This window comes from Kitasatospora sp. NPDC023118 (assembly GCF_055560875.1).
The window spans coordinates 135451-158030 of record NZ_JBVHHW010000002.1 but is presented as its reverse complement, the minus strand read 5'-3'; the positions used below and the strand labels follow the sequence as shown (position 1 = coordinate 158030).

Here is a 22580-nt window from a genome sequence, read left to right as displayed (position 1 = left end):
CAGGGCTCCAGGGGGCCTCCGGGGGCCTTCCCGGGCTTCGCGGGGGCTTGCTAGAGCTTGCGCAGCAGCGCCCGGCGGACCTTGTGGTCCGGGCCCTTCTGCAGGATCAGGGTGGCCCGGCCGCGGGTCGGCAGCACGTTCTCCAGCAGGTTGGGCTTGTTGATGGTGCGCCAGACCTGGCGGCCGTACTCCATCGCCTCCTCCTCCGGCACCTCGGTGAAGCGGCGGAAGTAGGAGTTCGGGTCCTGGAAGGCGGTCTGCCGCAGCTTGCGGAAGCGGTCCAGGTACCAGTGCTCGATGTCGTCGGTACGGGCGTCGACGTAGATCGAGAAGTCGAAGTAGTCGGCCACCGCGAGGCGGGTGCGGCCGTCGGTGCCGGGCAGGGCCGGCTGGAGCACGTTCAGGCCCTCGACGATCAGGATGTCCGGGCGCTCCACGGTCAGCCGCTGGTCCGGCACGATGTCGTACACCAGGTGGGAGTACACCGGCGCCGTGACCCGCTCCTTGCCCGCCTTCACGTCCGCGACGAAGCGCGTCAGCGCCCGGCGGTCGTACGACTCGGGGAAGCCCTTGCGGGCCATCAGACCGCGGCGGCGCAGCTCGGCGTTGGGCAGCAGGAAGCCGTCGGTGGTGACCAGTTCGACCCGGGGGTGCTCGGGCCAGCGGGCCAGCAGGGCCTGCAGCAGACGGGCCGTGGTGGACTTGCCGACCGCGACCGAGCCCGCCACGCCGATGATGAACGGGGTGCGGGTGCGCTCGGTGTCCGGGGTGTCCAGGAACGTGCCCAGAGTGCCGCGCAGCTCGTGCGTGGCGTGGATGTACAGGTTGAGCAGCCGGGACAGCGGCAGGTAGACGTCGCGGACCTCGTCCAGGTCGAGCGCCGTGCCGAGGCCGCGCAGCTGCTCCACCTCCTCGGCGGTCAGCGGCAGCGGCGTACGCTCGCGCAGCGCGCTCCACTCGGCCCGGCTGAGGTCCACGTAAGGGGACGGCGACGGGCCGGGCGTGGCGGCGCCCCGCGTACAGAGTTCGGTCAGCACATGCTCCATTGTGAGCCGTGGCGGTGTTCACGGTGGCTGTGGTGTCGGTCACGCAGAGTTGGGCCGAGGCGGGAAAACGGCCACAGAACCGCCCTTATGCTGGCACGCATGTGCGGAATTGTTGGATACGTGGGCGCGCAGTCCGCCCTCGACGTAGTAATCGCGGGCCTGCAGCGACTGGAGTACCGGGGCTACGACTCGGCCGGTGTCGCGGTGCAGGCCCAGGACTCCCAGGGGCAGTGGGGTCTGGTCACGGACAAGCGGGCCGGGAAGCTCGCCAACCTCGAGAAGTCGCTCGCCGAGTCCCCTCTGCCCGGCGGCACCACCGGCATCGGCCACACCCGCTGGGCCACCCACGGCGGTCCGACGGACGCCAACGCCCACCCCCACCTGGACGACGACAACCGGGTGGCCGTGGTCCACAACGGCATCATCGAGAACTTCGCCCAGCTGCGCGCCGAGATCGCCGAGCGCGGCCACACCCTCCGGTCCGAGACCGACACCGAGGTCGTCGCCCACCTGCTGGGCGAGGCGTACGAGGGCGACCTCGCCGAGGCCATGCGGGTGGTCTGCCGCCGCCTGGACGGCGCCTTCACCCTGGTCGCCGTGCACGCGGACGCGCCCGGCGTGGTGGTCGGCGCCCGCCGCAACTCGCCGCTGGTGGTCGGCCGCGGCGAGGGCGAGAACTTCCTGGCCTCGGACGTCGCCGCCTTCATCGCGCACACCCGCGAGGCGATCGAGCTGGGCCAGGACCAGGTCGTCGAGCTGCGCGAGGGCGGCGTGACGGTGACCAACTTCGACGGCACCCCGGCCGAGGTGCGCGAGTACCACGTGGACTGGGACGCCTCCGCCGCCGAGAAGGGCGGCTACGACTACTTCATGCTCAAGGAGATCGCCGAGCAGCCGAAGGCCGTCGCCGACACCCTGCTGGGCCGGATCGGCGCCGACGGCCGGCTGACCCTGGACGAGCTGCGCATCTCCGACGCGGACCTGCGCTCGGTCGACAAGGTCGTCATCGTCGCCTGCGGCACCGCGTTCCACGCGGGCATGATCGCGAAGTACGCGATCGAGCACTGGACCCGCATCCCCTGCGAGGTCGAGGTCGCCTCGGAGTTCCGCTACCGCGACCCGATCATGGGCCCGGGCACGCTGGTCATCGCCATCTCGCAGTCCGGCGAGACCATGGACACCCTGATGGCCCTGCGGCACGCCCGGGAGCAGGGCGCCAAGGTGCTGGCGATCTGCAACACCAACGGCTCCACCATCCCGCGCGAGTCGGACGCGGTGCTGTACACCCACGCGGGCCCGGAGGTCGCGGTCGCGTCCACCAAGGCGTTCCTGACCCAGCTGGTCGCCTGCTACCTGGTCGCCCTCTACCTGGGCCAGGTGCGCGGCACCAAGTGGGGCGACGAGATCTTCACCATCATCCGCGAGCTCGGCGACGCGCCGAAGCAGGTCGAGCAGGTCCTGGAGACCATGGAGCCGGTGCGCGAGCTGGCCCGCTCGCTGGCCGACGCCCGCTCGGTGCTGTTCCTCGGCCGCCACGTCGGCTTCCCGGTGGCCCTGGAGGGCGCGCTCAAGCTCAAGGAGCTCGCCTACATGCACGCCGAGGGCTTCGCGGCGGGCGAGCTCAAGCACGGCCCGATCGCGCTGATCGAGGAGGGGCTGCCGGTCGTGGTGGTCGTGCCCTCGCCGCGCGGGCGGTCGATCCTGCACGACAAGATCGTCTCCAACATCCAGGAGATCCGGGCCCGCGGCGCCCGCACCATCGTGATCGCCGAGGAGGGCGACGAGGCGGTCGTCCCGTACGCGGACCACCTGATCCGCATCCCGGCGACCCCGACCCTGCTGCAGCCGTTGGTCTCCACCGTCCCGCTCCAGGTCTTCGCCTGCGAGCTGGCCACGGCCAAGGGCCACGAGGTCGACCAGCCGCGCAACCTGGCGAAGTCGGTCACCGTCGAGTAGTCGCTCGGCCTTTCACGGCGCCCCTGCGGTGGCTGCGTCCTACCGCAGGGGCGCCGTGTCGAGCGTGAAGGAGAACGGCGCGGGCAGGTCGATCGGCTTGCCGAAGTCGGTCTGGGTGTGGGCCGTGTAGTCGCCGTTCTCGGGGTCGGTGAACAGCGTGACCTTGCCTGCGGTGCGGTCGACCAGGAGGTAGCAGGGGATGCCGGCGGCGGCGTAGCCCCTGCGCTTGGGTTCGCGGTCCTTGTGCGGGTTGGTCGAGGTGATCTCGAAGACCAGCAGGACCCCCGCGGCGGAGGCCCACGAATCAGCGTGCTCGAAATGGCCAACCGGGCTCAGGGTCCCGTCGGGGATGAACCGTCCTTTGGGCGTGATCAGACCCTTGTTGCCGGAGATGTCCAGCTCGACCTCGGCCCTGCGCATGAACTGGCGGGTGAGCAGCGAGAATGCGGTTTCGTGGGCCCCGTCCGGTGGTGGCGTCACGACGATCTCCCCTTCGATGAGTTCAGCCTTGAATCCCAGCGGGGTGTCCAGCTCCAGAAACGCCTGGAGGACGCTGTCCTGCTCCAGCGGGTGCTCGACTGCCGGCATAGCGACCATGGCCCTTCTCCCTCCTGTGGGTCCGTGCCGAGCCACAAGGTAGGTGCACGGACCGACACCGGCGGGGGATCGAAGTGGTTGTCACTCGAAAGTGTGCCGCAGGCCCGGCTCCCGTGGGGCCGGCGCGGGCTAGCGTCGGCGGTAGCCGACTGCTGGAGGAGCTTTCATATGCGTCACGCGCACCGGGTTGACGTGGTTCGGGCCGCCGAGGCCGCGCTGATGGCGCGGCTGCCGGAAGGCACGCTGATGCAGCGGGCGGCGGCCGGGCTGGCGGCGACGTGCGCCCGGCTGCTGACGCGGTGTCGGGGGCGGGTGTACGGCAGCCGGGTGGTGGTGCTGGCGGGCAGCGGGGACAACGGGGGTGACGCCCTGTACGCCGGGGCGGCACTGGCGCGGCGCGGGGCGCGGGTGACGGCGGTGCTGCTGGCGCCGCGGAAGGCGCATCAGGGCGGGCTGGCCGCGCTGCGGGCTGCGGGCGGACGGGTGACGGCGGAGCGGGAAGTCGGCCTGGCCGACTTCTCCTGCGCGGACCTGGTGCTGGACGGGATCGTCGGCATCGGCGGCCGGGGCGGGCTACGCCCTGAGGCGGAGCCGTACGCGCGGGCCGAGCGGCGCGGCGCGGTGGTGGCGGTGGACCTGCCCAGCGGGGTCGAGGCGGACACCGGCGAGGTGCCGGGGGCGGCGCTGCGCGCGGACGTCACGGTCTGCTTCGGCACGTACAAGCCGGGACTGCTGGTCGACCCGGGGGCCTCGTACGCGGGCGCGGTGCAGCTGGTGGACATCGGGCTGGAGCTGCCGGAGCCGGAGGTGACGGTCCTGCAGCACACGGACGTGGCGGCGCTGCTGCCGTTGCCGGGCGCGGAGAGCGACAAGTACCGGCGCGGCGTGGTCGGGGTGGCGGCCGGCTCGGCGACGTACCCGGGGGCGGCGCTGCTGGCGGTCGCCGGGGCGCTGCGGGGTGGCGCGGGCGCCGTCCGGTACGTCGGTACGGCGGCTGAGGAGGTGGTGCGGCGCTTCCCGGAGGCGCTGGTCACCGAGGGCGGGCCGGCCGGGGCCGGACGGGTGCAGGCCTGGGTGGTCGGGCCGGGCGGCGGTGAGGGGGCGCGGCAGGCGCTGGCCGAGGCACTGGCAGCTGACGTCCCGGTGCTGGTGGACGCGGACGGGCTGACCGAGCTGGGCCGGCTCGGCCCGCGGGCGCTGGCCGGCCGCACCGCGCCGACCCTGCTCACCCCGCACACCGGCGAGGCCGCCCGGTTGCTCGCGGGCGCCGAGGGCACCGCGCCGCCCGCCGCCGGGGAGCTGGCCGCCGCCCGCCTGGCCACCGCCCGGCGGCTGGCGGCCGCCTACCGGGCCACCGTGCTGCTGAAGGGCTCCACCACAGTGGTGGCCGACCCGGGCGGGGCCGTCCGGGTGAACCCGACCGGCACCTCCTGGCTCGCCACCGCGGGCAGCGGGGACGTGCTGGCCGGTCTGGCCGGCTCGCTGCTGGCCTCGGGCCTGACGCCGCTGGACGCCGCCTCGGTGGCCGCCTACCTGCACGGCCTGGCGGGCCGCGAGGCGGCGGGCGCCCCGGGCGCGCCGGTGACGGCGACGGGCGTCGCCGGGGCGCTCCCGGCGGTCTGGCGGGCGGTGCGTCAGGGCTAGTCGAACGGAACCGAACCGTCCGTTCGGGGCGTCCCAGACACGGCGGAACAGTCGTCCGCCGCAGGTCGGCTGGGTGCCCGGCGCCCCGGTGCCGACCGCCGCGCCGATGGGCCGTTCGGCGAGGACTCCGGGACGTCTGGGAGACTGACCCTGATGACAACTGCGAACACGATCGGCACAGCCACCCTCACCGACGGCGTACGGGCTGAGGCGACCATCGATCTCGCCGCCCTGCGCGGCAACCTCGCCGCGCTGCGCGAGCGCGTCGGCGGCTCCGCCGTGATGCTCGCGGTCAAGGCCGACGCCTACGGCCACGGCGCGGTCGAGTGCGCCCGGGAGGCGGTCGCGAACGGGGTCGGCTGGCTCGGCTGCGCGATGCCCGAGGAGGCGCTGGCGCTGCGGGCCGCGGGCATCCGCCCGGAGCGGGCCCGCATCCTGTGCTGGCTGTGGACGCCCGGCGGGCCGTGGCGCGAGGCGCTGCGCGCGGACCTGGACATCTCGGTCAGCGGCCAGTGGGCGCTGGAGGAACTGCTGCCGGCCGTCCGGGAGACCGGCATCCCGGCGCGGGTCCACCTGAAGGCCGACACCGGCCTGGGCCGCAACGGCTGCCAGCCGCACGACTGGCCGCAGCTGGTGGCGAACGCCCGGCGCGCCGAGGCCGAGGGGCTGCTGAAGGTCGTCGGCATCTGGTCGCACTTCGCCGCCGCCGACGAGCCCGGCCACCCGTCGATCCAGGCCCAGCTGGACTCCTACCGCGCCGCGCTGGCGCACGCCGAGGCCGCCGGGCTGCGCCCGGAGGTCCGGCACCTGGCGAACTCCCCGGCCACCCTGCTGCTGCCCGAGACGCACTTCGACCTGGTCCGCACCGGCCTGGCCGCGTACGGACTGTCGCCGGTGCCCGCGGTCGGCTCCCCGGCGGACTTCGGGCTGCGCCCGGTGATGGCGCTGACCGCCCGGCTGGCGCTGGTCAAGCACGTCCCCGGCGGGCACGGGGTCAGCTACGGCCACCACTACGTGACGCCCGGCCCGACCACCCTGGGGCTCGTTCCGGTCGGCTACGGCGACGGCATCCCGCGCCACGCCAGTGGCACCGGCCCGGTGCAGATCGGCGGCAAGTGGCGCACGGTGGCCGGCCGGGTCGCGATGGACCAGTTCGTGGTGGACCTGGGTGGCGACACCCCCGAGATCGGCGACGAGGTGCTGCTGTTCGGCAACGGCGAGCGCGGTGAGCCGACCGCCGAGGACTGGGCCCGCGCCTGCGGCTCCGTCTCGTACGAGGTCATCACCCGGATCGGCGCCCGGGTGCCCCGCCGCTACCTGGGCGGCAGCCACCGCGAGGGCCTGCCGGCATGACCGGCACACCGGCCGAGAGCAACCCGGTCGCGGCGGTGGCCAAGGCGGCCGGCGCGGCGTCCGGGGTGAGCCGGGCCGGTGTGATCGGGATCTCCGTCGGCGTGCTGGCGGCCGGCGCGGCCGCAGGCGTCGCGATCGAGCGGCTGACGGTCGGCCGGGCGATGCGCCGCCGGGCCCGGGCCGAGCTGGACGCGGCTGCCCCGTACGGCTCGCTGCGCGGGCGCCCGCTGACGGTGGCCGCGCCGGACGGCACCGAGCTGTACGTGGAGCTGGACGGCCTGCGCCCGGGAGGCGAGCGGGCGAGTGACAGCTGGGCCGAGCCGGACGGCCACCGCCCCGAGCGCCCCGGAGGCGAGCGGGCGAGTCACGGCGCCGAGCCGCTGACCCTGGTGTTCTGCCACGGCTACTGCCTCAACCAGGACAGCTGGCACTTCCAGCGCGCCGCGCTGCGCGAGGGCATGCGGCTGGTCTTCTGGGACCAGCGCAGCCACGGCCGCTCCGAGCGCTCCCGCTCGTACCTGGCCGGTGATCCGGCGAGCATCGACCAGCTGGGCGGCGACCTCAAGGCGGTGCTGGACGCCGTCGCGCCGACCGGGCCGCTGGTGCTGGTGGGCCATTCGATGGGCGGCATGACGGTGATGGCGCTGGCCGAGCAGCACCCGGAGCTGTTCCGGGAGCGCGTCGCCGGGGTCGCGCTGGTCGGCACCCTGGCGGGGGACTGGGACGAGGTGAGCCTCGGGCTGCCGAAGGCCGGGGCGAAGCTGTTCAAGAAGGTCGCGCCCGGGGTGATGCGGCTGCTGGGCCGTCAGGTGGACCTGGTGGAGGCGACCAGGCGGGTCGGCTCGGACGTGGCCGCCGTCTTCTACCGGAAGTTCTCCTTCGGCGGCCGGGACGTCGACCCCGGTGTGGTGCGCTTCGCCGAGCAGCTGCTGGACGCCACGCCGATCGACGTGGTCGCCGAGTTCTACCCGGCGTTCGACGCGCACGAGAAGTACGCGGCGCTGGACGCCCTGCGCGGTCTGCCCGCCCTGGTGCTGGCCGGGACGAAGGACCTGCTGACGCCCGCGTCGCACAGCGAGGAGATGGCCGAGCGGCTGCCCGGTGCCGAGCTGGTGCTGGTCGAGGGCGCCGGGCACCTGGTGCTGCTGGAGCGCCCCGAGCTGGTCGACCACGAGCTGGCGCGGCTGCTGCGCCGTGCCGCCGACTTCGCCGGCGCCGCGCCGCTGCCGGCGGCCGTCCTGGAGCTCGCCAGCGAGCGGCCCCGGGAGCCGGAGCCGAACCCGGTCGTCGACCCCGCCTGACTCCAGCCCGACCCCCCGCCCGCCGCGGCGGGGTGCGGCGGTGTGGCACGGTAGCGGTGGCGGGCCGGTGGTCGGCGCGCCGCTACGGACCGAAGGGCAAGACACGCGCATGGGCTCGCACGCCACCATCACCGTCCCCACTCCGGAGCGGATGGGCCGGCTCGGCCGGGAGCTGGCCGCGCTGCTGCGGCCGGGTGACCTGGTGCTGCTCTCCGGCGAACTGGGGGCGGGGAAGACCACGCTGACCCGGGGCCTGGGGGAGGGGCTGCAGGTCCGCGGGGCGGTGACCTCGCCGACCTTCGTGATCGCCCGGGTGCACCCCTCGCTGGTCGGCGGCCCGGCCCTGGTGCACGTGGACGCGTACCGGCTGGGCGGGAACCTGGACGAGATGGAGGACCTCGACCTGGACGTCTCGCTGCCGGAGTCGGTGGTCGTGGTCGAGTGGGGCGAGGGCAAGGTCGAGCGGCTGTCCGAGGACCGGTTGGAGGTCCGGATCGAGAGGGCGATCGGCGACACCGCCGGGGAGGACCACGACCCGCGCCGGGTGGTGCTGACCGGCATCGGAGCGCGCTGGTCGGGTGTGGAGCTGGAGAAGCTCGGGTAGGCGTTCCCGGTTTTACCGACAGCCTGTCGGCATGGTGTTGCGGGCGGGGGGCCGGGCGTGGTGGGATGGGTGCTGCGGTTAGGTCTGCCTAACTAGGGAGGCGCCATGTCGAGCACCACCCCCGCCCCGGAGCGCGCCGCGCGCGACACCGGGGCCGGAGAGTCCGCCCGCCGCGCTCCGGGAGCGCCGATGCGGGCGCTGCTGGCCGCCTGTGCGGCCGCCGAGGCGGTGTCCACCCCGCCCGAACCGCGGCCGGAGCAGGCCGAGGAGCCCGAGGCGGAGACACCCCGGGCCGCCTAGAACGTGGCTCAGGCGACCACGACCACCTTGGTGCCGTTGGGCGCGAAGTCCCAGAGCAGCTGCCCGTCGGCGCGGCCGCTGCGGATGCCGCCGGTCTTGGTCTTCGGGTCGGCGGTCGGCGTCGTACCGTCCATCGCCGAGCTGAAGCCGAACACCACGCCGTTCTGCTGCGCGAACCGCACCACGTGCTCGATCTGCCGGCCGTCCGTACCGGTGCCGACCGGGGTGCGGCTGTACACCGAGTAGCTGCCCGGGGTCGGCTCGACCGTGCCCGGGGCGACCTGGAAGGTGGCCGCGACCTGCGGGTTCTTCTTCGGGTCGACCAGCCAGACGTAGTGGCTGCTCACCGAGTAGACCACCCGCGTGCCGCTGCCCGAGCTGGTCGGCAGCGGCGGGGCGGTCGGGGTGGCCGAGGCGCTCGGCGTCGCCGAGGCGACCGGGCCGACGGACGTCGCGGCGGTGGTGGGACGGGCTCCGCCCGCGCGGTCCTGCGCGCCGTTGGCCTGGAAGGCCAGCAGGCTCACCACCGCCAGGGCCCCCAGGGTCAACCCCGTGACCACCACTCCAGGACCCATCTTCGCCACGTGCCGCTCCCGCCGCCGTCCTCTGTACGTACCGCCCTTATCGTGCCAGGTCCCCTCGGCCGGTCGGCAGCGCCCAGTACGTGTGTTCCGGATGGGGACACCAGCTCGATCAGTCGGTCGGCCCAACGTCGGTCTAACCTTGACCCCGTGCTGCTGCTCGCGTTCGACACCGCTACCCCCGCCGTCACCGCCGCCGTCCACGACGGCACGGCCGTCCTCGCCGAGACCCACCAGGTCGACGCCCGACGGCACGGCGAACTGCTGCTGCCCGCGATCGACCAGGTCCTGCGGGCGGCCGGGGTGGACAAGCACCGGCTCACCGGCATCGCGGTCGGCGTCGGCCCCGGCCCGTACACCGGCCTGCGGGTCGGCCTGGTGACCGCCGCCGCGCTCGGCCACGCCCTCGGGCTGCCGGTGCACGGCGTCTGCACCCTGGACGCGATCGCCTTCCAGGCCCGCGCCGAGGGCCTGGCCGGGCAGCCGTTCACGGTGGCCACCGACGCGCGCCGCAAGGAGGTCTACTGGGCCTCCTACGACGCCGAGGGCCGCCGCACCGAGGGCCCCGGCGTGGACCGCCCGGCCGAGCTGACGCCCGAGGCCCGCTCGGTGGGCGCCGGCGCGCTGCTCTACCCCGACGCCTTCCCCGGCGCCCACGGCCCCGAGCACGTCTCGGCCGGCTCCCTGGCCGGCTTCGCCGCCACCGAGCTGGCCGCCGGCCGCGAGCTGCTGCCGAACCTCCCGCTGTACCTGCGCCGCCCGGACGCCCAGGTCCCCGCCGGCTACAAGACCGTTCTAGGGGGCAAGGCGGTGCTCCCGGCGTGAACCACGGCACCACCCTGCGCCCGATGCGCTGGTGGGACATCGAGCCGGTGATGGAGCTGGAGCTCAAGCTCTTCCCCGAGGACGCCTGGTCCCACGGGATGTACTGGTCCGAACTCGCCGAGGCCCACCCCGGCGGCACCCGCCACTACACCGTCGCCACCACCGGGGACGGCGCCATCGTCGGCTACGCCGGGCTGATGGCAGTCGCCGGCGAGGGCGACGTCCAGACCATCGCCGTCGACGAGCGCCACCAGGGCGCCGGCCTCGGCGCGGCGCTGCTCACCGACCTGATCGGCGAGGCCGCCCGGCGCGGCTGCGCCGAGCTGCTGCTGGAGGTACGGGTGGACAACCCGCGCGCCCAGCGGCTGTACGAGCGCTACGGCTTCGAACCGGTGGGCATCCGGCGCGGCTACTACCAGCCCGCCAACGTCGACGCGCTGGTGATGCGCCTCGACCACCCGAGCACTGACAGCACTGACCCGAAGGACATTGAGGACACCCGCCATGGCTGACGAACCGCTCGTCCTCGGCATCGAGACCTCCTGCGACGAGACCGGCGTCGGCATCGTGCGCGGCACCACGCTGCTGGCCGACGCGGTCGCCTCCAGCGTCAACGACCACGCCCGCTTCGGCGGCGTCGTCCCGGAGATCGCCAGCCGCGCCCACCTGGAGGCGATGGTCCCGACCATCCAGCGCGCCCTGGACACCGCCGGGATCAAGGCGAGCGACCTGGACGGCATCGCCGTCACCGCCGGCCCCGGCCTGGCCGGCGCGCTGCTGGTCGGCGTCAGCGCCGCCAAGGCGTACGCCTGGGCGCTGGACAAGCCGCTGTACGGGGTCAACCACCTCGCCTCGCACATCTGCGTCGACCAGCTGGAGCACGGCCGGCTGCCCTCGCCGACGATGGCCCTGCTGGTCTCCGGCGGGCACTCCTCACTGCTGCTCAGCGAGGACATCACCACGGACGTCCGCCCGCTCGGCGCGACCATCGACGACGCGGCCGGCGAGGCCTTCGACAAGGTCGCCCGGGTGCTCGGCCTGGGCTTCCCGGGCGGGCCGATCGTCGACCGGACGGCCCGCGAGGGCGACCGCAAGGCGATCAACTTCCCGCGCGGCCTGAGCGGCAGGAACGACCCCGAGTACGACTTCTCCTTCTCCGGACTGAAGACCGCCGTCGCCCGCTGGGTGGAGGCCAAGCGCCGGGCCGGCGAGGAGGTGCCGATCGCCGACGTCGCGGCCTCCTTCCAGGAGGCGGTCACCGACGTGCTCACCCGCAAGGCCGTCAAGGCGTGCAAGGACAACGGCGTCGACCACCTGATGATCGGCGGCGGCGTCGCGGCCAACTCCCGGCTGCGCGAGATGGCCCAGCAGCGCTGCGACCGCGCCGGGATCAGGCTGCGGGTGCCCCGGCCCGGCCTGTGCACCGACAACGGCGCGATGGTGGCGGCGCTGGGCTCCGAGATGGTGTGGCGTAACCGCACGCCCTCCGCCCTCGACCTGTCCGCCGACTCCTCGCTGCCGGTGACCGACGTCCACGTGCCGACCGCGGACATCGGGCACGGGGACTTCCACGGCCAGGCCTACGACGCCCTCGGCGGGGGTGCCGCGTGACCGTCGCCGCGATGTGGGAGGCCCGGGCGGCGGACGGCCGTGGGGCCGAACTCGCCGCCTGGGTGCGGGAGTTCGCGCTGCCTGCGGTCCGCGGCGCGGCCGGGCTGGAGCGCCTCGAACTGCTCTCCGCCCCGGGCATGGGGGTCCCCCCGGCCGAAGGCTGGGGGAGGGTGCTGCTGATCACCTGGTGGAGCGGCGAGCCGGCCCCGGTCGCCGACCCGCCGGCCGAGCTGCTCGGCCGCCCGGTGCACCGCTGGTCCTTCACCAGCGACCACGTCGAGTAGGCGCTGGTCGGGAACCGCCGCCCCGGCCGCTACCGTGCATAGCTGAGAGAAAGCTGGACGGGACCGGGAGCGCGGTGCGGTGAACAGGGACGGGCGAAGCAGGACCAGGACGTACGCGGCGGGGGCGCTGGCCCTGCTGGCCTTCGCCACCGCGTGCGGCGACAACGGGGGCGGCGGCAGCGCCGCCCCCGCCGCGACGAAGAACGCCTCGGCCGCGCCCCAGCCGTCCGGCGGCGCCGCGCCGACGGCCGCGGCCACCACCCCCGGCGCGGCCCCGGCCGAGGGCGACGCCGCGGCCTGGGCGAAGTGGAACCTCAAGCCGCTCGCCCCGGCCCCCGCGCCGCCCACGGACAAGCCGATCAAGCTCGAACGCACCGGCACCGTACCGGTGTTCAGCGATGTGAAGACGAGCGACAAGGTCGTCTTCATCACCATCGACGACGGCGCCGAGAAGGACCCGAAGTTCGTCGAAATGCTGACCGACCTCAAGGTGCCGATCACGATGTTCCTGACCAAGGACATCGTCAAGGACGACTACGGCTACTTCAAGCCGCTCCAGGCGCTCGGCAACCATATCCAGAACCACACCGTCACCCACCCGGTGATGAGCAAGCTCTCGGCGGAGAAACAGAAGTCCGAGATCTGCGACGACCAGGCCGCGCTCACCCAGCAGTACGGCACCGCCCCGCTGCTGTTCCGCCCGCCGTTCGGCGACGGCGCCAACACCCCGATGCTCAACACCTCGGTGCAGCAGTGCGGCCCGCGCGCGATCGTGCTCTGGCGCGAGTCGATGCAGATCCACGACATGCAGTACCAGGCCGCCGACAAGAAGCTGAAGCCCGGCGACATCATCCTGGCGCACTTCCGCGGCCCCAAGGAGCTCAAGGGCGCCACGATGACCCAGATGTTCGGCGAGCTGCTGGCCCGGATCCAGGAGCAGGGCTTCTCGGTGGCCAGGCTGGACGACTACATCCAGCCGCCCGCCTCCTAGGACGTCCCTCAGGGCGCCTGGACGGGCCGGCCCAGCATCATCAGCGGGCCGTGGTCGGTGCGGCTGAGGATCACCGTGACGGTGTTCGGCCCGGAGGGCTTGAGCTGACGGCGCAACTCCTCCGGGGTGATCGCCATCCCGCGCTTCTTGATCACCACCGTGCCGACCTGGCGCTCGCGCAGCAGCGCCTTCAGCTTCTTGATGTGGAACGGCAGCACGTCGGTGAGCTCGAAGGCGTGCGCGTACGGGGTGGCGACCAGCTCGTCCGAGGTCAGGTAGGCGATCTTCGGGTCGATCAGCCGGCCGCCGACCTGCTCGGCCACCTCGGCCACCAGGTGCGCCCGGATCACCGCGCCGTCCGGCTCGTACAGGTACCGCCCGACCGGGCCGGCCGGCGGGTCGGGCAGGTCGCCGCCGGTCAGGCTGGCGCCCTGCGGCAACAGGGTGGCGCGGTGCGGGCGGGCGGACTCGGTGCCGAACCAGAGCACCGCCTCCTTGACGTCCCCGTGGTCGGAGACCCACTCCGCCTCGGCGTCCGCCGGGACGGCCTCGTGCGGGATGCCCGGCGCCACCTTCAGCGCGCCGATCGGGGTCCGCCGTCCGGCCTCGATCGCCCAGGACAGCGGCGGGGCGTACGCCTCGGGGTCGAACACCCGGCCGCGCGAGGTGCGGCGGGCCGGGTCGGTGAACACCGCGTCGTAGCCGGTGACGTCCACCTCGGCGACGTCCGCGCAGCGCACCTCGACCAGCTCGGACAGGCCCAGCGCGGCGGCGTTGGCCGCGGTCGCGGCGCAGGCCGCCGGGTCCTTGTCGACGGCCAGCACCTCGATCCCGGCCCGGGCCAGCGCCAGCACGTCCCCGCCGATGCCGCAGCACAGGTCGGCGAGCCGCCGCACCCCCAACCCGGCGAACCGGCGCGCCCGCCACTCGGCCACGCTGCGCCGGGTGGACTGCTCGACCCCGTTGGGCGTGAAGTACATCAGGTCCGCGTCCGCCCCGAACTTCGCCCGCGCCCGCTGCCGCAACCGCGCCTGCCCGAACGCCGCCGACACCAGCTCCGCCGGATGCTCCCGCCGCAGCCGGGTGGCGAGCGCCAACTCCTCCTCGGGCGTGAACTCGCGCAACTCGGCGAGCAGGGCCTGACCCTCGGGGGTCAGCAGGGGCTGGAGGTTCTCGGTGTCCACGGGGCCATTCTGACCGGTCAGAGGACGTGGGAGGAGGTCGCCCGGCCGCAGCCGGGCGGGAGTGACCCAAGGGCGGATCAGGCACACACGAGTGCGACCACTCATCCGCAGCGCGAGACTCCCGGGCGCGCCGTTGGCACTCTGGTTGACTGAGTGCTAACACGGCCCTATGGTCGTCCTTGGCACTCCCCACTGGGGGAGTGCTAACGCGAAGACGCGTGTCTGACCCCCGCGACGGCAGGCTCGCAGGTTCGCCCCTACCCGTTAGAAAACCCCGTAATCTCCGAAGGGGAGCTCGGACGTGACCACCAGCAGCAAGGTTGCCATCAAGCCGCTTGAGGACCGCATTGTGGTCCAGCCGCTCGACGCCGAGACCACCACGGCCTCCGGCCTGGTTATCCCGGACACCGCCAAGGAGAAGCCCCAGGAGGGCGTCGTCCTGGCCGTCGGCCCGGGCCGCTTTGAGGACGGCCAGCGTCTGCCGCTCGACGTCGCCGTCGGTGACATCGTCCTGTACTCGAAGTACGGCGGCACCGAGGTGAAGTACCAGGGCGAGGAGTACCTGGTGCTCTCCGCCCGCGACGTTCTCGCGATCATCGAGAAGTAAGACGTCCCGACCCGCCCCGGATCCGTGTCCCAAGTGACAGGGGCCCGGGGCGTGGTTGTTGGTTCACGTAGTTCGGCGGCCGCTGGGCCGGCCGCAGCCCCGAGGGAATAGGGAACATGGCGAAGATCCTGCAGTTCGACGAGGACGCCCGCCGCTCGCTGGAGCGCGGTGTCAACAAGCTGGCCGACACCGTCAAGGTGACCATCGGCCCCAAGGGCCGCAACGTCGTCATCGACAAGAAGTTCGGCGCTCCGACCATCACCAACGACGGTGTCACCATCGCCCGCGAGGTCGAGCTGGACGACCCGTACGAGAACCTTGGCGCGCAGCTCGTCAAGGAGGTCGCCACCAAGACCAACGACGTCGCGGGTGACGGCACCACCACCGCCACCGTGCTGGCCCAGGCCCTGGTCAACGAGGGTCTGCGCAACGTCGCCGCCGGTGCCGGCCCGGCCGCCCTGAAGAAGGGCATCGACAAGGCCGTCGCCGCCGTCTCCGAGCACCTGCTGTCGGTGGCCCGCGAGATCGAGGGCAAGGACGACGTCGCCGCCGTCGCGTCCCTCTCCGCCCAGGACACCCAGGTCGGCGAGCTGATCGCCGAGGCGATCGACAAGGTCGGCAAGGACGGTGTCATCACCGTCGAGGAGTCGAACACCTTCGGCGTGGAGCTGGACTTCACCGAGGGCATGCAGTTCGACAAGGGCTACCTGTCGCCGTACTTCGTGACCGACGCGGAGCGGCAGGAGGCGGTCCTGGAGGACCCGTACATCCTGATCAACCAGGGCAAGATCTCCTCCATCCAGGAGCTGCTGCCGCTGCTGGAGAAGATCCTGCAGGGCGGTGCCTCCAAGCCGCTGCTGATCATCGCCGAGGACGTCGACGGCGAGGCGCTGTCGACCCTGGTCGTGAACAAGATCCGCGGCACCTTCAACGCCGTCGCCGTGAAGGCCCCGGGCTTCGGCGACCGCCGCAAGGCGATCCTCGGCGACCTGGCCGTCCTGACCGGTGGCCAGGTCATCTCCGAGGAGGTCGGCCTCAAGCTCGACCAGGTCGGCCTGGACGTGCTGGGCACCGCCCGCCGCGTGACCATCACCAAGGACGAGACCACGATCGTCGACGGTGCCGGTGACGCCGAGGCCGTGGCCGGCCGCGTCGCCCAGATCAAGGGCGAGATCGCCGCGACCGACTCCGACTGGGACCGCGAGAAGCTGCAGGAGCGCCTGGCCAAGCTGGCCGGCGGCGTCTGCGTCATCAAGGTCGGCGCCGCCACCGAGGTGGAGCTGAAGGAGCGCAAGCACCGCCTGGAGGACGCCATCTCGGCGACCCGCGCCGCGGTCGAGGAGGGCATCGTCGCCGGTGGTGGCGCCTCCCTGGTCCACGCCGCCAAGGTGCTGAACGACGGCCTGGGCCTGTCGGGCGACGAGGCCACCGGTGTCGCCGTGGTCCGCAAGGCGCTGCACGAGCCGCTGCGCTGGATCGCCCAGAACGCCGGCCTGGAGGGCTACGTCATCACCTCCAAGGTCTCCGAGCTGGAGATCGGCCAGGGCTACAACGCCGCCACCGGCGAGTACGGCGACCTGGTGAAGGCCGGCGTCATCGACCCGGTCAAGGTCACCCGCTCCGCGCTGGAGAACGCCGCCTCGATCGCCTCCCTGCTCCTCACCACCGAGACCCTCGTGGTGGAGAAGAAGGAGGAGGAGGCCGAGAACGGTCACGGCCACTCGCACGGCCACGGCCACTCGCACTGAGGCTCCGACGCCTGACCGGAGGCCCGGTCCGCTCCCTCGGGGAGGCGGGCCGGGCCTCCGGCTGTTATTCGCCCGCTCGCCTCCGGGGCTGTTATTCGCCCGCTCGCCTCCGGGGCTGTTATTCGCCCGCTCGCCTCCGGGGCGCTCTGGGTCCGGTGTCGACGGTCGGCGCTCCGGCGCTCGTGCCTCGCTGGTCGCTTCTCCCTTTCGGCACCGGCGCGCCCCTTTGGCTCGGGGCGGGGATTCGCCCGCTCGCCTCCGGCAGCCGTTCTTCAGACTTCAACTATCAGTAGAATTTTGCGGAATGCAAAGATTGCCTTATAACTGAGGCATGATCGAGGCCCGCCATCTGCGCGTCCTGCGTGCCGTCGCCCGTACCGGCTCCTTCTCCGCCGCCGCCCGTGAGCTGGGGTGTACGCAGCCTGCCATCAGCCAGCAGATGAAGGCTCTGGAGAAGTCGGTCGACACCCCGCTGGTGGTCCGCTCGGGCCGTGGGATGCAGCTCAGCGAGGCCGGGCGGGTCCTGCTCAAGCATGCCACCGGAATCCTGGCCGGGCTCTCCGCTGCCGAGGAGGAGGTGGCCGCGATCGCCGGGCTGCGGGCCGGGCGGGTGCGACTGGTCTCCTTCCCGACCGCGAGTTCCACCCTGGTGCCGCCCGCGGTCGCCCGGCTGCGGGACAGCCATCCGGGGGTGCGCGTGTCGCTGGTCGAGGCGGAACCGCCGGAGTCGCTGGCGATGCTGCGCGGCGGCGAGTGCGAGATCGCCCTGGCCTTCCGCTACCCGCAGTCCGACGGCGCCGTCGCACTGCCGGCCGCCGCGCACGGCACCCCGCGCGAGGCGCGGGCCGAGGCCAACCTGGAGGCGCAGCAGCTGTCGGCCGGTACTGACTGGTCCGATCTGGTGGTCACCCCGCTGCTGGACGACCCGCTGGTGGGTCTGCTGCCCGCCGCCCACTCGCTGGCCGGGCGCGGCGGGCCGGTGGGGCTGGTCGAGCTGGCGGGGGAGCAGTGGATCGCCGGCTGCCCGCAGTGCCGGGGGCACCTGGTGGAGCTGTGCACCGGCGCGGGCTTCGAGCCCCGGATCGACTTCGCGACCGACGACTACCCGGCGGTGGTCGGCCTGGTGGCGGCCGGACTGGGGGTGGCGGTGCTGCCCCGGCTGGCGTTGCAGTCGGTGCGTCCTGACGGCGTGTCGACGGTGCCGGTGCGGACGGCCACCGGGGCGCCGGCGGTGCGCCAGGTGGTGGCGCTGACCCTGCCGGACCTGGCCGAGGTGCCGGCCGTCGCGCTGATGCTGGAGCGGCTGGCGGGTGCGGCCGCCGATCGCTGACGGTCGGTGACCGGGGTCCCGCTGAGCGGGTACCGACTGTGAGCAGCACGAGTCGCCGCGAAGAAACGTTTCTTCACGGCGCACCATGGAGGAGGGTCTAGTGCCGCGCGACCGCCGGCGGGGTCAGTGGGACCTCTACCAGGCGGTGGCGCGAGCGGCCCAGCATCTCCTCGCGCTCGTCCTCCGTCATCCCGCCCCAGACGCCGTACGGTTCACGGACCGCCAGGGCGTGCGCGGCGCACTCGGCGATCACCGGACAGCGCATACAGACCTCCTTGGCGCTGGCCTCGCGCGAACTGCGCGCCGCCCCGCGCTCGCCCTCGGGGTGGAAGAAGAGCGAGCTGTCCACACCGCGGCAGGCTGCCGAGAGCTGCCAGTCCCAGAGGTCCGCGTTGGGGCCGGGGAGGCGGGAGAAATCTGCCATGGCTCATTCCCTTCGGATGCGATCGGCCGTCGGTCGGGCGTGCTCGGCGGGCTGCGGCCGAGCGGTGCCCGGCGGCGCGACCCGCGTTGGTATGGACACCTGGAAATATGACTTAAGGCAACTCCATGGACAAGTCACCCACACACGGGCACAACAGTCAATGACCATGAGAAAGCTATAAAAACGGGCAAAGTGGGCAAGAGGTTTCGACGGGCGCAGGTACGGCAATCGGGTGGCCGACGGGCGCATGACACGCCGCACCGGTGTGCGGGTCGTACGCCGACCGCGCGCGAGCTGCGCAAAAGTGCGGCGTGTGCACCGCGATGCGGCTGATCGGTAACGGGTTGGCCACGTACAGTGGTGGAGATGGCCTGAAGGCCGTAACTCATTCGAGTGACGGTCGTTGGAAGTGCGGAGGCGGTTAGCGGGCGCCGGACGTCGGGAACGATCGCGGGCAAGTCGGGGCGATCAGGACGAAGTCCGTCGCCGATCGGCCGTGTCGGAGAGGTTCGTACCAGCCAGGAGGCTCAACGTGACGCGGATCAGCTGCGGAGGACGACGGTCATGACTTCCGTTCTCGTTTGCGACGATTCCCCGCTCGCCCGCGAGGCGCTTCGCCGCGCCGTCGCGACCGTACCCGGTGTGGACCGGGTCACCACCGCGACGAACGGGGAGGAGGTCCTCCGCCGCTGGGTGGCCGACCGCTCCGATCTCGTCCTGATGGACGTCCGGATGCCCGGCCTGGGCGGGGTCGAGACGGTCCGGCGGCTGCTGTCCGCCGACCCGGGCGCCCGGATCATCATGCTCACCGTCGCCGAGGATCTCGACGGTGTCGCCCTCGCGGTGGCCGCGGGTGCCCGCGGGTACCTGCACAAGGACGCCTCTCGCGCCGAACTGCGGGCCACCGTCACCCAGGCCCTCGCCGACCCGACCTGGCGGCTCGCCCCGCGCCGGCTGCGCAGCCCCGACATGGGGGCGGCGCCGACCTTGACGGCGCGTGAGATCCAGGTGCTGGAGGGCATGAGCCACGGCCGCAGCAACGCCGAGATCGGCCGCGAGCTGTTCCTGTCCGAGGACACCGTCAAGACCCACGCCCGACGGCTGTTCAAGAAGCTCGGGGCCTCCGACCGCGCGCACGCGGTGGCGCTGGGTTTCCGCTGGGGCCTGGTCCGCTGACCGCCGCCGGCGCCGCCGGCCCAGGCGCGCCGCCGTCGATTCCCGGAGCGGGTGTCGCACGGGCGTGTGACGTTACGGTCCCGAGGTTGCACCATGGAGGAGTGGAGCACCTCGGGGACCAGCGGACAGGCACTGCGGCGAACCACGCAGCCGCAGGACACTCGGCGGACGGCGCGACGGACGGGACCACCCACGGCGGCGGGGCGGGAGGCAGCACGGTGCAGGAGGGGCCGGTGGTGCGCGGCACACCGCGCGGTGCCGCAGCGCATAACGTTCCGGTGCACAACTCCGGACGCGGTGCCGCGTTTTCCCGATCGACCAGGCACCATGGACCGATGCGCGACGACGTCGCCGGTGCGGCCGGCCAGGCGGACCCGGGTGAGGCCCAGCCCTCCGGCCCGGGGCACGATCCGTCGTACGCCGACTCCGGCGGCCCCGGTGCCGGGGCCGGACCGGGCCGCCCGCCGGTGCTCGGCACGGGCGGCTCGCCCCTGGTGGGCGAACTGGTCGCGGCCGCCGTCCGCGGCGAGGGCCCGGCCATCGACGCCCTGCTCGCCTACGTCCACCCCCTCGCGCTGCGCTACTGCCGCGCCAAGCTGGTCCGGCTGCCCGGCGGGGCCCGGCACCACGTGGACGACGTGGCCCAGGAGGTCTGCGTCGCGGTGCTGTGCGCGCTGCCCAGGTACAAGGACCAGGGGCGGCCGTTCGAGGCCTTCGTCTACGGGATCGCCGCGCACAAGATCGCCGATCTGCAGCGGGCCGCGATGCGCGGGCCCGGTTCGACCGTCGTACCGCAGGACGACCTGCCGGAGGTGCCGGACGAGGCGCTCGGCCCGGAGGAGCGGGCGCTGCTCAGCAGCGACGCGGCCTGGGCCAAGGAACTGCTCTCCAACCTGCCGGCCCGTCAGCGCGAGCTGGTGCTGCTGCGGGTGGCCGCCGGGCTGTCGGCGGAGGAGACCGGCGAGGTGCTCGGGATGTCACCGGGCGCCGTCCGGGTGGCCCAGCACCGGGCGCTCAGCCGGCTGCGGGCGCTCGCCGAGGAATCGTCCTAGGGCGCGTCCGACGATTCGCGTCGGACGCCCGGCGGGAGTTGTCGGACACCCCCACGTCGACCGGGCGGAATGACTCACGGTGGGGGGTTGTTGTCAAGGGCACACGAGGGCACATTCGCGGTGCCAGTACCATGGGGTATCGGCGCCTGGGCAGGTTGCCAAAGTTTCGCGGGTGCGCACGGGGTTCCCTTGGAGGTTCCTCCGAACCCACCCGGCTTTCGGCGGTCTGCGCGAGTGAGCGATGAACGCGCCCCCTCCCTCAGGGCGTGAGCGGATAAGGCCGGCCACGGAAGGTACCCCCCAAATGTCTTACAACGCCGCAGGCGTACCCGAGAAGTTCGCCATGCTCGGGCTCACGTTCGATGACGTCCTGCTGCTGCCCGGGGCCTCCGAGGTGCTGCCGAACCAGGTCGACACCTCCTCGCGGGTCTCCCGGAACGTCCGCGTCAACATCCCGCTGCTGTCCGCGGCGATGGACAAGGTCACTGAGTCGCGGATGGCCATCGCGATGGCCCGCCAGGGCGGCGTCGGCGTGCTGCACCGCAACCTGTCGGTCGAGGACCAGGCCAACCAGGTCGACCTGGTGAAGCGCTCCGAGTCCGGCATGGTCACCGACCCGATCACGGTCGGCCCGGACACCACGCTGGCCGAGGCCGACGCGCTGTGCGCCAAGTTCCGCATCTCCGGCGTGCCGATCGCCGACGAGTCCGGCAAGCTGCTGGGCATCGTCACCAACCGTGACATGGCCTTCGAGTCGGACCGCAGCCGCCAGGTCCGCGAGATCATGACCCCGATGCCGCTGATCACCGGCAAGGTCGGCATCTCCGGCGTGGACGCGATGGCGCTGCTGCGCCGCCACAAGATCGAGAAGCTCCCGCTGGTCGACGACGAGGGCCGGATCAAGGGCCTGATCACCGTCAAGGACTTCGTCAAGGCCGAGCAGTACCCGAACGCCGCCAAGGACGCCGAGGGCCGTCTGCTGGTCGGGGCCGCGGTCGGCGCCAGCGCCGAGGCCTTCGACCGGGCCCAGGCCCTGGTCGAGGCGGGCGTGGACTTCCTGGTCGTCGACACCTCGCACGGCCACAGCCACAACGCGCTGGCCTGGATCGCGAAGATCAAGTCGGCCGTCAAGGTCGACGTGGTCGGCGGCAACGTCGCCACCCGCGACGGCGCCCAGGCGCTGATCGACGCCGGCGTGGACGGCGTCAAGGTCGGCGTCGGCCCCGGCTCCATCTGCACCACCCGCGTGGTCGCCGGCATCGGCGTCCCGCAGATCACCGCCATCTACGAGGCCGCCCAGGCCTGCCAGGCGGCCGGCGTGCCGGTCATCGGCGACGGCGGCCTGCAGTACTCCGGCGACATCGGCAAGGCGCTGGCCGCCGGTGCCGACACCGTGATGCTGGGCTCGCTGCTGGCCGGCTGCGAGGAGTCCCCGGGCGAGCTGCTGTTCATCAACGGCAAGCAGTTCAAGTCCTACCGCGGCATGGGCTCGCTGGGCGCCATGCAGTCCCGCGGCCAGGGCCGCTCCTACTCCAAGGACCGCTACTTCCAGGCCGAGGTGGCCTCGGACGACAAGCTCGTCCCCGAGGGCATCGAGGGCCAGGTGCAGTACCGCGGCCCGCTGTCGGCCGTGCTGCACCAGCTGGTCGGCGGCCTGCGCCAGACCATGGGCTACGTCGGCGCCGCCACCATCGCCGAGATGGAGAGCAAGGGCCGCTTCGTCCGGATCACCTCGGCGGGCCTCAAGGAGAGCCACCCGCACGACATCCAGATGACCGTCGAGGCGCCGAACTACTCGTCCCGCTGAACGGCCTGGACGGCCTGAACGGCTGAGGGACCAGGGCCGGACCACCGAGGGGCCCGCCGTCGCACCGCGACGGCGGGCCCCTCGTCGTGTCCGGCGGCCGGGCCGTCGGGGCGGGACCAGCCCCGGTACGGGATACTGGGGGCGGCCGGGGTGACCCGG

22 protein-coding genes are annotated in these 22580 nt (G+C 73.0%); 17 read left to right on the top strand and 5 right to left on the bottom strand.

The window, feature by feature from the left end; all coding sequences use genetic code 11:
* Nucleotides 1-50: 50 nt before the first annotated feature.
* A complete protein-coding gene (gene coaA / locus ACZ3UD_RS03095; RefSeq protein ID WP_465581632.1) occupies nt 51-1046 on the bottom strand; it encodes a type I pantothenate kinase in 996 nt (331 codons plus the stop codon).
* Nucleotides 1047-1145: 99 nt separating this feature from the next.
* Between coaA and glmS the strand changes: the two genes are divergently transcribed.
* On the top strand, nt 1146-3002 hold the full coding sequence (gene glmS, locus ACZ3UD_RS03090) for a glutamine--fructose-6-phosphate transaminase (isomerizing) (RefSeq protein WP_380608244.1): 1857 nt from the start codon (nt 1146-1148) through the stop codon (nt 3000-3002).
* Between the two features lie 39 nt (nt 3003-3041).
* Here glmS and ACZ3UD_RS03085 read toward each other — a convergent pair whose 3' ends face one another.
* Entirely contained in the window at nt 3042-3590 is a 549-nt protein-coding gene (locus tag ACZ3UD_RS03085) for a Uma2 family endonuclease (RefSeq protein ID WP_465582061.1), read from the bottom strand.
* A 177-nt stretch (nt 3591-3767) separates the two neighbouring features.
* Here ACZ3UD_RS03085 and ACZ3UD_RS03080 point away from each other — a divergent pair, with 177 nt between their 5' ends.
* The 5 genes from ACZ3UD_RS03080 to ACZ3UD_RS03060 all read left to right on the top strand — a co-directional run bounded on the left by ACZ3UD_RS03080 (nt 3768) and on the right by ACZ3UD_RS03060 (nt 8801).
* A complete protein-coding gene (locus ACZ3UD_RS03080) occupies nt 3768-5243 on the top strand; it encodes an NAD(P)H-hydrate dehydratase (RefSeq protein WP_465581630.1) in 1476 nt (491 codons plus the stop codon).
* A gap of 153 nt (nt 5244-5396) precedes the next feature.
* Entirely contained in the window at nt 5397-6596 is a 1200-nt protein-coding gene (gene alr, locus ACZ3UD_RS03075) for an alanine racemase (RefSeq protein WP_465581629.1), read from the top strand.
* Nucleotides 6593-7897 (top strand): alpha/beta fold hydrolase, encoded by a 1305-nt coding sequence (locus tag ACZ3UD_RS03070; RefSeq protein ID WP_465581627.1) that lies wholly within the window; start codon nt 6593-6595, stop codon nt 7895-7897. Before alr ends, ACZ3UD_RS03070 begins: the two co-directional genes overlap by 4 nt.
* Before the next feature lie 109 nt (nt 7898-8006).
* On the top strand, nt 8007-8501 hold the full coding sequence (gene tsaE, locus ACZ3UD_RS03065; RefSeq protein ID WP_465581625.1) for a tRNA (adenosine(37)-N6)-threonylcarbamoyltransferase complex ATPase subunit type 1 TsaE: 495 nt from the start codon (nt 8007-8009) through the stop codon (nt 8499-8501).
* 105 nt (nt 8502-8606) lie between these two features.
* Nucleotides 8607-8801 carry a hypothetical protein gene (locus ACZ3UD_RS03060; RefSeq protein WP_380608238.1) on the top strand — a complete coding sequence of 65 codons (195 nt, stop codon included), beginning with the start codon at nt 8607-8609 and terminating at the stop codon, nt 8799-8801.
* 8 nt (nt 8802-8809) lie between these two features.
* Here the strand turns inward: ACZ3UD_RS03060 and ACZ3UD_RS03055 are convergent, their stop codons facing one another.
* Nucleotides 8810-9376, bottom strand: a complete 567-nt coding sequence (locus tag ACZ3UD_RS03055) for a hypothetical protein (RefSeq protein WP_465582059.1) — start codon at nt 9374-9376, stop codon at nt 8810-8812.
* A 156-nt stretch (nt 9377-9532) separates the two neighbouring features.
* On the opposite strand from ACZ3UD_RS03055, the gene tsaB reads away from it, so the two are divergent.
* The 5 genes from tsaB (at nt 9533) to ACZ3UD_RS03030 (ending at nt 13093) form a co-directional block, all read left to right on the top strand.
* A complete protein-coding gene (gene tsaB, locus ACZ3UD_RS03050) occupies nt 9533-10207 on the top strand; it encodes a tRNA (adenosine(37)-N6)-threonylcarbamoyltransferase complex dimerization subunit type 1 TsaB (protein ID WP_465581622.1) in 675 nt (224 codons plus the stop codon).
* A 23-nt stretch (nt 10208-10230) separates the two neighbouring features.
* Complete coding sequence (rimI, locus tag ACZ3UD_RS03045; protein WP_465582057.1) at nt 10231-10719, top strand: ribosomal protein S18-alanine N-acetyltransferase; 489 nt, start codon at nt 10231-10233, stop codon at nt 10717-10719.
* Complete coding sequence (gene tsaD / locus ACZ3UD_RS03040) at nt 10712-11818, top strand: tRNA (adenosine(37)-N6)-threonylcarbamoyltransferase complex transferase subunit TsaD (RefSeq protein WP_465581620.1); 1107 nt, start codon at nt 10712-10714, stop codon at nt 11816-11818. The genes rimI and tsaD overlap by 8 nt, the downstream gene beginning before the upstream one ends.
* Nucleotides 11815-12102 (top strand): hypothetical protein, encoded by a 288-nt coding sequence (locus ACZ3UD_RS03035; protein ID WP_465581618.1) that lies wholly within the window; start codon nt 11815-11817, stop codon nt 12100-12102. The genes tsaD and ACZ3UD_RS03035 overlap by 4 nt, the downstream gene beginning before the upstream one ends.
* Before the next feature lie 79 nt (nt 12103-12181).
* Nucleotides 12182-13093, top strand: coding sequence for a polysaccharide deacetylase family protein (locus ACZ3UD_RS03030; RefSeq protein ID WP_465581616.1), 912 nt, complete (start codon nt 12182-12184; stop codon nt 13091-13093).
* A gap of 8 nt (nt 13094-13101) precedes the next feature.
* On the opposite strand, the gene ACZ3UD_RS03025 is transcribed toward ACZ3UD_RS03030, so the two are convergent.
* Nucleotides 13102-14298, bottom strand: a complete 1197-nt coding sequence (locus ACZ3UD_RS03025; RefSeq protein ID WP_465582055.1) for a THUMP-like domain-containing protein — start codon at nt 14296-14298, stop codon at nt 13102-13104.
* A 280-nt stretch (nt 14299-14578) separates the two neighbouring features.
* Between ACZ3UD_RS03025 and groES the strand changes: the two genes are divergently transcribed.
* From groES to ACZ3UD_RS03010, 3 genes are all read left to right on the top strand, one after another.
* Complete coding sequence (gene groES, locus ACZ3UD_RS03020) at nt 14579-14884, top strand: co-chaperone GroES (protein ID WP_014136232.1); 306 nt, start codon at nt 14579-14581, stop codon at nt 14882-14884.
* Nucleotides 14885-15000: 116 nt separating this feature from the next.
* A complete protein-coding gene (gene groL, locus ACZ3UD_RS03015; RefSeq protein WP_465581614.1) occupies nt 15001-16632 on the top strand; it encodes a chaperonin GroEL in 1632 nt (543 codons plus the stop codon).
* A gap of 331 nt (nt 16633-16963) precedes the next feature.
* Nucleotides 16964-17962, top strand: a complete 999-nt coding sequence (locus ACZ3UD_RS03010) for a LysR family transcriptional regulator (RefSeq protein ID WP_465581612.1) — start codon at nt 16964-16966, stop codon at nt 17960-17962.
* 97 nt (nt 17963-18059) lie between these two features.
* Here ACZ3UD_RS03010 and ACZ3UD_RS03005 read toward each other — a convergent pair whose 3' ends face one another.
* Nucleotides 18060-18386, bottom strand: a complete 327-nt coding sequence (locus ACZ3UD_RS03005; RefSeq protein ID WP_380341270.1) for a WhiB family transcriptional regulator — start codon at nt 18384-18386, stop codon at nt 18060-18062.
* A 564-nt stretch (nt 18387-18950) separates the two neighbouring features.
* Here ACZ3UD_RS03005 and ACZ3UD_RS03000 point away from each other — a divergent pair.
* The 3 genes from ACZ3UD_RS03000 to guaB all read left to right on the top strand — a co-directional run bounded on the left by ACZ3UD_RS03000 (nt 18951) and on the right by guaB (nt 22421).
* Nucleotides 18951-19562, top strand: a complete 612-nt coding sequence (locus ACZ3UD_RS03000) for a response regulator transcription factor (RefSeq protein ID WP_014136228.1) — start codon at nt 18951-18953, stop codon at nt 19560-19562.
* Between the two features lie 335 nt (nt 19563-19897).
* Nucleotides 19898-20614, top strand: coding sequence for a sigma-70 family RNA polymerase sigma factor (locus ACZ3UD_RS02995; protein WP_465581609.1), 717 nt, complete (start codon nt 19898-19900; stop codon nt 20612-20614).
* Between the two features lie 304 nt (nt 20615-20918).
* On the top strand, nt 20919-22421 hold the full coding sequence (gene guaB, locus ACZ3UD_RS02990; protein WP_380613939.1) for an IMP dehydrogenase: 1503 nt from the start codon (nt 20919-20921) through the stop codon (nt 22419-22421).
* Nucleotides 22422-22580: the final 159 nt, after the last annotated feature.

Excerpts from the sequence above, each read along its gene's own strand:
- ACZ3UD_RS03000 (WP_014136228.1), top strand. The coding sequence starts at position 18,951 with ATGACTTCCGTTCTCGTTTGCGACGATTCCCCGCTCGCCCGCGAGGCG.
- ACZ3UD_RS03085 (WP_465582061.1), bottom strand. The coding sequence starts at position 3,590 with ATGCCGGCAGTCGAGCACCCGCTGGAGCAGGACAGCGTCCTCCAGGCG.
- ACZ3UD_RS02995 (WP_465581609.1), top strand. The coding sequence starts at position 19,898 with ATGCGCGACGACGTCGCCGGTGCGGCCGGCCAGGCGGACCCGGGTGAG.
- ACZ3UD_RS03080 (WP_465581630.1), top strand. The coding sequence starts at position 3,768 with ATGCGTCACGCGCACCGGGTTGACGTGGTTCGGGCCGCCGAGGCCGCG.
- ACZ3UD_RS03060 (WP_380608238.1), top strand. The coding sequence starts at position 8,607 with ATGTCGAGCACCACCCCCGCCCCGGAGCGCGCCGCGCGCGACACCGGG.
- groL (WP_465581614.1), top strand. The coding sequence starts at position 15,001 with ATGGCGAAGATCCTGCAGTTCGACGAGGACGCCCGCCGCTCGCTGGAG.
- ACZ3UD_RS03055 (WP_465582059.1), bottom strand. The coding sequence starts at position 9,376 with ATGGGTCCTGGAGTGGTGGTCACGGGGTTGACCCTGGGGGCCCTGGCG.
- alr (WP_465581629.1), top strand. The coding sequence starts at position 5,397 with ATGACAACTGCGAACACGATCGGCACAGCCACCCTCACCGACGGCGTA.
- ACZ3UD_RS03005 (WP_380341270.1), bottom strand. The coding sequence starts at position 18,386 with ATGGCAGATTTCTCCCGCCTCCCCGGCCCCAACGCGGACCTCTGGGAC.
- tsaD (WP_465581620.1), top strand. The coding sequence starts at position 10,712 with ATGGCTGACGAACCGCTCGTCCTCGGCATCGAGACCTCCTGCGACGAG.
- ACZ3UD_RS03010 (WP_465581612.1), top strand. The coding sequence starts at position 16,964 with ATGATCGAGGCCCGCCATCTGCGCGTCCTGCGTGCCGTCGCCCGTACC.
- glmS (WP_380608244.1), top strand. The coding sequence starts at position 1,146 with ATGTGCGGAATTGTTGGATACGTGGGCGCGCAGTCCGCCCTCGACGTA.
- ACZ3UD_RS03070 (WP_465581627.1), top strand. The coding sequence starts at position 6,593 with ATGACCGGCACACCGGCCGAGAGCAACCCGGTCGCGGCGGTGGCCAAG.
- coaA (WP_465581632.1), bottom strand. The coding sequence starts at position 1,046 with ATGGAGCATGTGCTGACCGAACTCTGTACGCGGGGCGCCGCCACGCCC.
- rimI (WP_465582057.1), top strand. The coding sequence starts at position 10,231 with ATGCGCTGGTGGGACATCGAGCCGGTGATGGAGCTGGAGCTCAAGCTC.
- guaB (WP_380613939.1), top strand. The coding sequence starts at position 20,919 with ATGTCTTACAACGCCGCAGGCGTACCCGAGAAGTTCGCCATGCTCGGG.
- tsaE (WP_465581625.1), top strand. The coding sequence starts at position 8,007 with ATGGGCTCGCACGCCACCATCACCGTCCCCACTCCGGAGCGGATGGGC.